Raw genomic sequence first — 10,542 nt, 5'->3', positions numbered from 1 at the left:
CTGCTTCTTAAAGCGAAGTCTGCTTCCGATAACGTCAGAACGGCTCTTGATGAGTTCCGTTCTGTCGTTATCGGAAGCAGACTTCGCTTTAAGAAGCAGTATGCTCGCCGGACTGATGTTTTCATTCAGCTTGGTATCCCAAGCTAATTTTTATTGGACTATTGATTAAATGGCACGTATCACCGTTGAAGATTGTTTAAAAAAGATCCCTAACCGTTTCCAAATGGTTTTGGTAGCAGCATGCAGAGCACGTCAGTTGTCTCAAGGCCATGCTCCTAAGATTGAATGCAAGGATAAAGCCAGTGTTGCCGCTCTAAGAGAAATTGCTGAGGGCGTAACCGGTTTAGAGATGCTCAATAAGATAAAGTAAGACAATAAAACTAAACATCAAAAATTCAGCCAAGGGGATTATTCATGAGCGTCTCTGCTTCTTCGGTTCAAGACAACACCTTTAGTTTCGCAAAAAAGACGGCTGACGCAATAAAAAGAGCCGTTGGTCTGGATACGCCGAAGAAACCTGAGCCTCTGCCGGCTCCCCCCGCGGAAGCCATCCCTGCTGAAAAAGTTAATCCTGTAGCCTCGGCTAATGCATTGGCCGAGCGCTGCAGACTTTATTTGTCGAGTTCCGACGTCAACAAAATCCGTGAAGCTTTCCGCTACGCTGACCAAGCGCACCTCGGTCAGTTTAGAAATTCCGGAGCTCCCTACATCACTCACCCTATCGCCGTTGCGGAAATTCTTGCTTCCTGGCATATGGATGCTCAAGTTATTGAAGCCGGGCTGATGCATGACGTGTTAGAAGACACGGCGATCAGCAAAATTGAGATGAGCGAAAAGTTCGGTATTAAAGTAGCTGAACTCGTTGACGGTGTCTCCAAACTTGACAAACTTAAGTTTTCTTCGAATGAGGAAGCCCAGGCAGAGAGCTTTCACAAAATGCTTCTGGCCATGTCGCGCGATGTGCGAGTCATTTTGATTAAGCTTGCCGACCGCATTCACAATATGCGCACGTTAGGCGCCGTCAAACCTCACAAAAAATTCAGAATTGCCAAAGAGACGATGGAAATTTATGTTCCGATCGCCAACCGATTGGGACTTTATTCCGTCTATCGTGAGCTTGCTGACGTCAGCTTTTCTTTCATGTACCCGATTCGTCACCGTGTACTAAAAGAAGCCGTAGAAAAATCCAGAGCACGAAGAAAACAGGCGTTAGAGCAGATTTCTCATGAAGTCAGTGACGCGCTGGCACGAAACAAAATCCGAGGCGACGTTCAAGACAAAAATAAAGGTCTGTGGCGCATCTATTCGAAGATGAAAGAGCGCAAGATCAAATTCAGTGAAGTTTTAGATGTTCATAGCTTCCGGCTTTGCGTTCCCACCCGAGACGACTGCTACCGTGCATTGGGCGTGATTCACGGCCTTTATAAGCCAGTTCCCGGAAGATTCAAAGACTTTATTGCCATTCCCAAAGCGAACGGTTATCAAAGCCTTCACACAACGGTTTTAGGTCCCAAAGGTCTTCCTGTTGAATTCCAGATCCGCACGGAAGAGATGCATCATATTTGTGAAGACGGCATTACCGCGCATTGGCTTTACAAAGATCGCGGCGAATCTTCTTCTCTGCAGAAGTCTACCCAATCTTGGCTTGAAAGCCTTCTGGAAATTCAGCGCCAGAGCGGCACTTCTTTGGAATTCATGGAGAACATCAAAGTTGATATTTCTCCGGAACACGTCTATGTCTTTACGCCTAAAGGCAAGATTCTTCAGCTCCCGAAAGGCTCCACTGCCGTTGACTTTGCCTACCAAATCCACTCGGATGTGGGAAACACTTGCATCGGGTGCCGCATTAACAGTGAACCTGCTCTTTTAAGCAGAGAGCTGAAGAACGGAGAAATGGTTGAAATCATCACCGGACCAACTCCTTCTCCGAATCCTCAGTGGCTCAGCTCAGTCAGAACCGGCCGAGCAAGAGCGGAGATTCGTCAGTTCCTCAGACAACTTTCCGAGGAAGGCAGCGTGAAGTCGGCCAATATTCTTCTGACTAATGCATCCAAGCAGCAAAAACTTCCGTTAGCTCAGGTCACTGATCATGATTGGCTGCGTGTTTGCAAGAGCAATGGTTTTGAATCTAAGAATGAACTGCTTTCAGCTGTCGGCCGCGGTTTAAAGGATGCCTCGCTGATAGCCCATCAGCTGACTTCTTCCATTACCTTAGGACGTTCAGATCCTTCTGAGAAGCAACCCGCCGTACTCGATCTTCACGGCAGAGAATACAATCTTGCCCCGTGCTGTACGCCCGTTCCGGAGGATCCTATCCAAGGACATTTCATTAAAGCTACGAATACCGTTCACATCCATAGAAGCGATTGCTCTCACTGTCAAAGAGGATATCGTGTGGACCCGGAAAACTGGCAGGAAATGTCGTGGAATCCGACGTGCAAAGAAACTTTCAGTGCCAAACTAGATGCGGAAATTACAGAGACTCATGCAACCCTCGAAAAAATTACCGGTCAGATTGCTAAGGCTCAATCCAGCATCAGCGGTTTCTCCTTAACCGAATTGAGTCCTACGGTCTCGAAGGTTACTTTAACTATTCAAATCAAAGACGGCAAACATCTGCAGAAGATCATTAACGCTCTTCGCGCAATTCCTGCCGTAAGACTGGTTAGCAGACATCTTGAAAAAGATTTAGCTATGAAGCCGGTTGACGTCGAAGAAGAAGAATAGACTTTTTCTGCCCACTAAAAAAGGCGCCGGATTAGAGCGCCTTTTCTTATCTAGATTTGACTATCTAACGATCTGCAGGCTGTCAACATCAATTTCAGCCTGATGACCGAAGTCCTTATCAACCTCACCGTGCAAGAGAACCTGTGTCTGCGGTGTTACCTGCTGGCCTCTGAAAACATGATGGTCAATGTCAACAAGAATTTCACCGGTGTTGTCACGGAGGATATATTCTTCATTGCCGACCTTCTGAGTCAAATAGCCTTGAACAGAAACATACTGGTTATCTCTGGCCTGGTTGATAACCTGAGCAACGCTTGTAACTTGCGGCTGAGTGCCACCTGTGAACTGAGCTTGTGCTGCACCCATAGAAAAAGCGAATACGCTAGCGGCAAGAGCGCCTAAAACCTTCTTTGAAACCATCGGAAAATCTCCTATATACATAATCTTTTGATGTTTTCACTGTAGCCTCATTGCGCACTGCAAGCTCTTAAATCACCCCGTTTCAGGCAGGAGAAAAAGATTAGAAACATCTTTGATACTAAAAGAAAAACCGCTCGGCCGGACGGGATTTCTGACGGCAGAGCGGTTTTGTTTATGTTAAGAGTTATTACTTCACAACTGTAAGCTTCTTAACATCGATTTCCATTGGACCGGTCCAGTCTTTGTCAACTTCGCCTTCCAACAAGACTTTAGTCGTCGGAGAAACCGGCTGATTTGCAAAAACTCTGTCTTTGATTTCAACACGGATTTCACCGGTCTTATCTTTGAATATATAGTCCTTATTGCCAACCTTCTGAACGATATAGCCTTCGACGGCTACGTATTGATCATCTTTACCTTGAGAAAGGATCTTTTCCACAGGAGTGACGTTTGCACCGGCGCCTGTGAATTGAGCCTGTGCGGCAGGTAATCCGAAAGCAAAAGAACCTGCGACCAAAGCTGCTAAAACAGTCTTAGAAATCATTTCGTATAACCCTCCTAAAAAATGGTGTTAAGTTCAATGTACTCTATAGTTGACTAAAGATTGCGGGTTAACTCTCAATCTGAGTTAAATAAATCAAAAATTTCACGACTTCTAAACACCTCAGTCAGCCAAAAAATTTCTCGAGCTATAATTTCTTTTTAATGGTCTTGCTGCCAGAATTCAATCAAAATTAAAAAGATTTCCAAGGACGATAAATGTTAGTTATTCTTCAACATAAGATTGTTAACTTCGAATCAGTCCGTTTCCTCGAAAAATCCGAAATGGGCTATCGCTTTGTTTTCAGCAAAGAAGATTTTGTTGATACAGACCTTGATGATGAAGATATCCAAAGTCTGTTGCTGGCTTACCAGACCGGATTAAAGCTCTTCTACCCTCATGATAAGAGACATATTGATGTTTCTGATTTTCCCTCCGTTCTTGAAGGCGAAAATACAGGAACGGTGTAGAAGTTCCAGATTTGACTTAACAACTGAGGTTTGGCAACGTCCAAACCTTTTGTTTTTGTATCGAAAAAATTTCAGCTGCCAGTTTCGAGGAAATCTTCCTGAAAGCTGACAGCTGATTTTTTTGCATTAAAAGCTACTAAAGCTTCTCGCTTTGACCGCCCTTAGGCTGCCATTTCATGGCGTATTTCTCAGCAAAAGAAACAATCAGGTCCAAAATCAAAGCACAGAATGTCAGCACTAGGATACCGGCCATCACGGTGTTGATATCAAATGTACTTTCCGCTTGAAGAATCAAGTAACCGACACCCATGGCGGAACCTAAGTATTCACCGACTACCGCACCGACGAAAGCCATGCCCACGGAAGAGTGGAGAGAGGAGAATACCCAGCTTGTAGCACTTGGCAGATAAACGTAGCGCAAGAGTTGGCTCTTGTTGGCACCGAGCATTCTGGCGCTGGCCAGAACATTAGGGCTAACTTCACGAACACCTTGATAAACGTTGAAGAAAACGATGAAGAATACAAGAGTGATACCAAGAGCAACTTTAGAACCGATTCCTAAGCCGAACCAAACACCGAAAATAGGCGCCAAAATAACGCGAGGCATTGAGTTAAGGCCCTTGATATACGGATCTAAGATTGCAGCGGCCGTAGGAGCCAAGGCAAGCCATAAACCGACGATAAGACCGGCTACGGTACCGAATACAAAGGCAAGTACAGTTTCCGTCAACGTAACGGCCAAGTTGGGATAAATTTCCAGATTAACAAAGAACCAATCCCAAATTACTTGACAGATTTGTACAGGCTCTCCGAAGAAAAAAGCAGCCTGATTATCGTCTTCAAATACAAACGGCGGGATTAAACCCGGTTTGGTCATTAACCACCAAAAGAAGAAAATGACGACAAGCAAAAGAAGCTGACAGGCAGTTAATTTTGTTTTTGACTGAAGGATGCTTGAGTTCTTCATGCTTTCACCTTGTTTCTTTGATTTTCGTAGCCCTTGAGAACTTCTTCACGTAAGTCAGCCCAAATAGCATTATGCAATTCAATAAATCTTGGTGTTACTCTAACTTCGGCAACATCGCGGGGTCTGGCGATATCAATAACGAATTCACCGATTGGATGAGAAGCCGGACCGGCTGACATCACGACAACTCGGTCAGAAATAGAGATGGCTTCATCTAAGTCATGAGTAATAAAGAGAACAGCCTTCTTCTTTTGAGCCCAGAGATCCAAAACCTCATTTTCCATTAATTGACGAGTCTGAATATCCAAGGCTGAGAAAGGTTCGTCCATAAGAATAATGTCCGGATCCATAATCAGAGTCTGTGCTAAAGCGACTCTTTTTCTCATGCCTCCGGACAATTCATGCGGGTAACGGTCTTCGAAACCTCTCAGACCGACTCTGGCCAGCCAATGCTCTGCCATTTCTTTTACTTCGTTCTGAGGTTTCCCTGCAAACTGCAAACCCGCTGAAACATTTGCTATTGCCGTACGCCACGGCATGAGGGCTTCTGCCTGGAACATATAGCCGGCACGTTTATTAAGGCCGGTAAGTTCTTCTCCGAAAACTTTAACGGTTCCCTTAGAAGGAGAGAGCAGTCCAGCGGACATATTCAATAAAGTGGATTTACCGCAGCCGGTCGGCCCGACTACGCTAACGAACTCACCGTCACCAATCGTTAAATTAACGTCTCTGACGGCGGTGTAATGATTCCCGTCAGGTGTAACAAAACTGCACGTTACCTCTGTAAATTCCAAAGCAGGATGATTCATTTTCTTTTAGATTAATTTAATAGGACTCTTGGGATCGCAGGTGCGATCCCAATATCTTAATTATTTTGCAGGGTATTTTTTCAAAGCTTCTTCAACAAATTTATTGGTATATACCTTGCTTAAATCAATCTTGGCCGGATCAATTTTGTCATTAACAGTCTTCAATGCGTTCAAGGAGATATTTGCACAGCCTTCCGGGAATTTACCGTCCGGAGAGAGTGCTTCGCGGTTGCCTTCGAAGCCTGCCAAATATACATCCCTGTTGCCCATCAAGTAAGATTCAGGAACAACCTTTGCGACATCTTCCGGAGTGGCCTTAGACAACCATTCGTCGGCGCGGACAATAGCATTTGTCAATGCTTGAACTGCTTTCGGATTCTTTTCTACGAAGGAAGTCGGAGCATATAAGCATCCGGCTGGAAGAGTGCCTCCGAAGAAGCTTTCGGACTCAGCAACTTTACGTGTATCTGCCACCACTTTTGCGTCGCCGTTACGAGTAAGAAGAGTGATAACCGGATCCAAATTGATCAAAGCATCAATCTGACCGCTTCTCAAAGCAGCAACGGCACCGGAGGAGGAACCTACGCCGATAAAGGCAACATCTTTCGGACCGAGGCCGCCTTTAGCCAAAATATAGTTGGCTACCATCTGAGAAGAAGAGCCAGGGGCGGTTACGCCGATTTTCTTGCCCTTCAGATCGCTAAGCTGTTTGTAATTCGGCATTTTCTTTGTAGAAACAACCATTGCCAACTGAGGAGCTCGGCCTTGAAGAACGAAAGCGGTCATCGCCTGTTTCTTGGCCTGCATGGAAATTGTGTGTTCGAATGCGCCGGATACTACGTCAGCGCTGCCTCCCACGACTGCCTGAAGGGCACGGGAACCGCCTTGGAAGTCGACGATCTTGACATTAAGGCCTTCATCTTTGAAATAACCAAGCTGTTCGGCAATTGTCAAAGGCAAGTAGTAGTAGAGGCTCTTTCCTCCAACAGCAATGGTGATGTCAGTTTTTTCTGCTGCAAAAGCAGTGCTCATACCAGGGGCCATCATGGCAAATGTTCCGGCTGCTGCGGCTGCAATAATCGTACGTCGAGTGAACTTCATAATTTTTCCTCAATAAAAAAGTCCGTTTTCACGGACTGTTTCTGCTACCACTTTTTATTTCAATTTCCAACTAGGATTACAAAAACAGCCGTCTTTTGCGCAAAGTAAGTCGCAACAAACCTAGCAAAAGGCCCAAACCGTTTTCGCTGCAAACAGAATTCATTGAAAATGCGACGCCAGTGTTTCCCACGAAACACGGCATAGCTGCGCCGGCGGTCATTCCGGAGCTGCTCATTGTCGCAATAGTGTGATTCACTTTTAGATCCAATAAATTTGTTTAACTAAGTAACAGAATACCTAGAAATTTATTGATTTTCAGAAGTTTGACTAATTATTTTCCCGTATACGACGGTTAAGCATCGCCTGAGCTACCGTATTGACATCGGTGTATTCGAGCTCCGCACCGGCGGGAATTCCTTTAGCAATACGGGTTACTTTGACCTGTGGAGCATGTTTTGCCAGCAATTCTGTAATTGCAAGGGCAGTTGCCTCCCCCTCGGCCGTAAAAGAAGTGGCAATTACGACTTCCTTAACTTCAGGCTCAGAGGCTCTGTCGATTAAATGGCCTAACTCCAACTCATTGGGTCCGATGCCGTTTAAAGGTGAAAGACGGCCCATCAAAATGAAGTATCTGCCGTTCCAAGATAAGCTTTGCTCAATGACCATCATATCTGCAACATTTTCAACCACGCACAGAAGAGAATCATCTCTGTGAATGCTGGAGCAATATTTGCAAATATCTTTATCGGTCAGATTATTACAGCGCGGGCAGCGCTTAACGGTCTTCACCGCGTTGAGCAAAGCATTGCCTAATCGAGAAGCCGTTTCTTTATCAGAGGTTAAAAGCTGATAAGCCATTCTCTGGGCAGCTTTCGGGCCGATGCCGGGCAGCTGCCGCAAAGAATCAATCAGCTCTTCTATGGTACTAACTGAAGCCACGAGATTAGAAAGGAAGCTTCATGCCGCCGGTTGCAGCAGCCATTTTTTGTTCAACTTCAGCTTCGATTTTCTTTTGAGTGTCGTTAAGAGCAGCAGTCAAAAGATCTTCGAGCATATCTTTGTCTTCAACGCTGCCTACGAGGGAGTCATCAATTTCGACTCTCTTGCAAACATTCTTGCAGCTCATGGTTACCTTGACGGCACCGTTGCCGGCTTCACCGGTAACATCGATAGTTGCTAACAGTTCCTGGGCTTTTTTGATGTTGTTTTGCATCATCTGAGCCTGTTTCATCATTTGGCCCATCTGGCCCATTCCACCGAAATTACGCATTTATATTTCCTTTAAATCAAATAACACGGGGCGTGTCGTTTTTGTCATACAACGTGACATTGTCAATCGAAATCGTAGAACCAAAAGTATTCAAGATCTCTTTGACTAATTTTGTTTTCGAGATTCTATCCAACTTTTCAATTTTTTCTTCTATTAATTCTTGCTTTCTGAGCCTTTTGAGTGTTTGCCCTTTTCCTTTGGAAACAAATTTAACTTTCAGCTGAAGCTGAGGGCCGAAATGTTTCTGAAGTTCCTTTTGCAGAGCTGAAACATGTTCCTCATGCGTCAATGCTTCCAATGTTGTGGTCAGAACCATGTTAGACCCGTCAAAACTTTCGAGTTCGGACAGATCAACTAAAGGCTGAGAAGATTCAATGAGCTTTATTTTTTTTGCAGCTTCGAGCCACGGATTCATCTGAACAGGCACACCTTCAAACTCATCTCGTTCCTGAACGATGGTTCTCTTCTGAGGAATATATTCATCTTCCCCGCTTTCTCCTGCTCCCCCCTCGGATACATAATCATCATAGGACCAAGGAACATCATCTTGATCATCTTGCGGAAGAAGTTCTTTCGGACTCTCTTGAAGCTGCGGGGAAGAACCTCGAGCTGAAACCGCAGACTTTTCCTCTGACGGGGTTGGAGCGGAAGCGGGAGAATTGTCCTCAATTAATTTTTTTTTTGAGCCTGTTAACACAGGACTTTCTTCCCAAGGAGGAATATCTCCGGGATCTTTGCTCGCAACCGGAACGGACATTACCGAAGTTGGTTTAGGGGGCACCGGAGAGACAGATGCTACTTGGGCTTCCGGTTTAGGAGCCGCAGCCGCAGGAGCTGTTGAAACCGGAGCTTCCGGCGACCGAGGAGCGGGGGCCTCCAGTCCCTTCATCGGGGCAACCACCGGTTTTTTCGAATTTTTGGTTTCTGCAGGCGCAAATGCCATCATGCGCATTAAAGCCATTGTGAAACCAGAGTATTCATCCGGAGCAAGACTTATCTCGTTTCTAGCATGGATAGCAATCTGATAGTAGAGCTGAACTTCATCGGGTGCAAAAGCCTGAGCAAGAGATTTGACAGCGTCCGAGTCCGGTTCTTCCGGGTTTAGAGAAGCAGGCAGCATTTGGACCATAGAAATTCTATGGAACAGCAATGCCATATCTTTGAGAGCCTGGGTATAGGATAAGCTGCGGGCGCCAATCTCATCGGCCACCTGCATGACCTGAACAGGGTCTCGATTCGCTAAAGCTCCCAACAATCGAATCAAGGTTGTTGAATCAATTGTTCCCAGCATCTCTCTGACGTTTTCTAAGGTCAGGTTACCGGCACTGAAGGCTATGGCTTGATCCAATAAAGACAAGCCGTCGCGCATGGAACCGCGTGCTCCGGTTGCCAACATCCGTAATGCCGGCAACTCGTAAGGGAATCCTTCCTTTTTAAGAAGTTCTTCCATATGTCCTGAAATTAACATCGGAGACAAGCTCTTAAGATTAAATTGCAGGCAGCGAGAAAGAACGGTAACCGGTACCTTCTGCGGATCGGTTGTCGCCAAAATAAATTTGACGTACTCGGGAGGTTCCTCCAAGGTTTTAAGCATGGCGTTAAATGCCTGGGTGGTCAGCTGATGAACTTCGTCGATCATGTAGACTTTGAAACGGGCATTTGTAGGTGCGTACTTCGCTCTTTCAAGGAGAGATACCATATCGTCAATACCGCGCGTACTAGCCGCGTCCATTTCGATATAGTCCACGAAACGGTCTTCATCAATGGCTCTGCAAGCCTCACACACACCGCAAGGATGAGCGGTGATACCGCCCTTCCCGTCTTCTCCTACACAATTTAAACACTTGGCCAAAATTCTGGAGATTGTTGTTTTACCTACACCGCGAGTTCCCGTAAACAAATAAGCGTGGTGAAGACGATTTTCTGTCAAAGCATGAGTCAAAGCACGGACAACGTGATCTTGCCCGATCAATGTAGAAAAATCGTGTGGACGCCACTTTCTAGCTAAAACCTGATAAGCCATGGAAAAAATCTCTTAAAGATTCGGTTCGCAACCAAATCGTTTCGCAGGAGGTAAAACTGTTCCGAATTGAAGAATTTTAGATGAATTTGAGCGCTATGCAAGCGAAGAAAAAGGAAAGAAAACGAAAAGCGGACCACACCTCGGCACTGCTAGGATCGTTATGGCTGCTTCGTTCCCGACCTGACCAGATTCACGACATTCACATGCGAGGGGG

Annotated in this window: 11 protein-coding genes and 1 other RNA gene; 3 read left to right on the top strand and 9 right to left on the bottom strand. The window is 45.6% G+C overall.

The features are described 5' to 3' along the window. Window positions 1-169 precede the first annotated feature (169 nt). Window positions 170-370, top strand: coding sequence for a DNA-directed RNA polymerase subunit omega (gene rpoZ, locus RDK53_RS11940; RefSeq protein WP_066593457.1), 201 nt, complete (start codon window positions 170-172; stop codon window positions 368-370). 44 nt (window positions 371-414) lie between these two features. Continuing rightward, window positions 415-2,727, top strand: a complete 2,313-nt coding sequence (locus RDK53_RS11935; RefSeq protein ID WP_308515155.1) for a bifunctional (p)ppGpp synthetase/guanosine-3',5'-bis(diphosphate) 3'-pyrophosphohydrolase — start codon at window positions 415-417, stop codon at window positions 2,725-2,727. A gap of 60 nt (window positions 2,728-2,787) precedes the next feature. Here the strand turns inward: RDK53_RS11935 and RDK53_RS11930 are convergent, their stop codons facing one another. Continuing rightward, complete coding sequence (locus tag RDK53_RS11930) at window positions 2,788-3,147, bottom strand: NirD/YgiW/YdeI family stress tolerance protein (protein ID WP_308515153.1); 360 nt, start codon at window positions 3,145-3,147, stop codon at window positions 2,788-2,790. 187 nt (window positions 3,148-3,334) lie between these two features. Then, window positions 3,335-3,691: a NirD/YgiW/YdeI family stress tolerance protein gene (locus tag RDK53_RS11925; protein ID WP_066593461.1), complete on the bottom strand. Its 357-nt coding sequence runs from the start codon at window positions 3,689-3,691 to the stop codon at window positions 3,335-3,337. A 215-nt stretch (window positions 3,692-3,906) separates the two neighbouring features. Here RDK53_RS11925 and RDK53_RS11920 point away from each other — a divergent pair, with 215 nt between their 5' ends. After that, entirely contained in the window at window positions 3,907-4,158 is a 252-nt protein-coding gene (locus tag RDK53_RS11920; protein WP_066593463.1) for a hypothetical protein, read from the top strand. Window positions 4,159-4,294: 136 nt separating this feature from the next. On the opposite strand, the gene RDK53_RS11915 is transcribed toward RDK53_RS11920, so the two are convergent. The 7 genes from RDK53_RS11915 to ffs form a co-directional block, all read right to left on the bottom strand. Then, the gene (locus tag RDK53_RS11915) at window positions 4,295-5,125 is read right to left on the bottom strand and encodes an ABC transporter permease (RefSeq protein ID WP_066593465.1); all 831 of its coding nucleotides are present in this window, start codon (window positions 5,123-5,125) and stop codon (window positions 4,295-4,297) included. Next, window positions 5,122-5,934 carry an ABC transporter ATP-binding protein gene (locus tag RDK53_RS11910; protein WP_066593467.1) on the bottom strand — a complete coding sequence of 271 codons (813 nt, stop codon included), beginning with the start codon at window positions 5,932-5,934 and terminating at the stop codon, window positions 5,122-5,124. The genes RDK53_RS11915 and RDK53_RS11910 overlap by 4 nt, the downstream gene beginning before the upstream one ends. A gap of 60 nt (window positions 5,935-5,994) precedes the next feature. Further along, window positions 5,995-7,035 carry an ABC transporter substrate-binding protein gene (locus tag RDK53_RS11905; RefSeq protein WP_066593468.1) on the bottom strand — a complete coding sequence of 347 codons (1,041 nt, stop codon included), beginning with the start codon at window positions 7,033-7,035 and terminating at the stop codon, window positions 5,995-5,997. A gap of 327 nt (window positions 7,036-7,362) precedes the next feature. Beyond that, a complete protein-coding gene (recR, locus tag RDK53_RS11900) occupies window positions 7,363-7,974 on the bottom strand; it encodes a recombination mediator RecR (protein WP_308515148.1) in 612 nt (203 codons plus the stop codon). Window positions 7,975-7,978: 4 nt separating this feature from the next. Further along, window positions 7,979-8,287 (bottom strand): YbaB/EbfC family nucleoid-associated protein, encoded by a 309-nt coding sequence (locus tag RDK53_RS11895; RefSeq protein WP_066595809.1) that lies wholly within the window; start codon window positions 8,285-8,287, stop codon window positions 7,979-7,981. A gap of 34 nt (window positions 8,288-8,321) precedes the next feature. Further along, window positions 8,322-10,328, bottom strand: coding sequence for a DNA polymerase III subunit gamma/tau (gene dnaX, locus RDK53_RS11890; protein ID WP_308515145.1), 2,007 nt, complete (start codon window positions 10,326-10,328; stop codon window positions 8,322-8,324). Window positions 10,329-10,452: 124 nt separating this feature from the next. Further along, window positions 10,453-10,542, bottom strand: an RNA gene (gene ffs / locus RDK53_RS11885) — signal recognition particle sRNA small type; the annotation flags it as partial.

Source organism: uncultured Turicimonas sp. (assembly GCF_902477955.1).
Taxonomy (GTDB): domain Bacteria; phylum Pseudomonadota; class Gammaproteobacteria; order Burkholderiales; family Burkholderiaceae_F; genus Turicimonas.
This window is presented reverse-complemented; position numbering and strand designations above follow the sequence as displayed.

What these genes read in the sequence shown, in the direction of transcription:
- RDK53_RS11920 (WP_066593463.1), top strand. Translation starts at nt 3,907, where the DNA reads ATGTTAGTTATTCTTCAACATAAGATTGTTAACTTCGAATCAGTCCGT.
- RDK53_RS11915 (WP_066593465.1), bottom strand. Translation starts at nt 5,125, where the DNA reads ATGAAGAACTCAAGCATCCTTCAGTCAAAAACAAAATTAACTGCCTGT.
- dnaX (WP_308515145.1), bottom strand. Translation starts at nt 10,328, where the DNA reads ATGGCTTATCAGGTTTTAGCTAGAAAGTGGCGTCCACACGATTTTTCT.
- RDK53_RS11895 (WP_066595809.1), bottom strand. Translation starts at nt 8,287, where the DNA reads ATGGGCCAGATGGGCCAAATGATGAAACAGGCTCAGATGATGCAAAAC.
- rpoZ (WP_066593457.1), top strand. Translation starts at nt 170, where the DNA reads ATGGCACGTATCACCGTTGAAGATTGTTTAAAAAAGATCCCTAACCGT.
- RDK53_RS11930 (WP_308515153.1), bottom strand. Translation starts at nt 3,147, where the DNA reads ATGGTTTCAAAGAAGGTTTTAGGCGCTCTTGCCGCTAGCGTATTCGCT.
- RDK53_RS11925 (WP_066593461.1), bottom strand. Translation starts at nt 3,691, where the DNA reads ATGATTTCTAAGACTGTTTTAGCAGCTTTGGTCGCAGGTTCTTTTGCT.
- RDK53_RS11905 (WP_066593468.1), bottom strand. Translation starts at nt 7,035, where the DNA reads ATGAAGTTCACTCGACGTACGATTATTGCAGCCGCAGCAGCCGGAACA.
- RDK53_RS11935 (WP_308515155.1), top strand. Translation starts at nt 415, where the DNA reads ATGAGCGTCTCTGCTTCTTCGGTTCAAGACAACACCTTTAGTTTCGCA.
- RDK53_RS11910 (WP_066593467.1), bottom strand. Translation starts at nt 5,934, where the DNA reads ATGAATCATCCTGCTTTGGAATTTACAGAGGTAACGTGCAGTTTTGTT.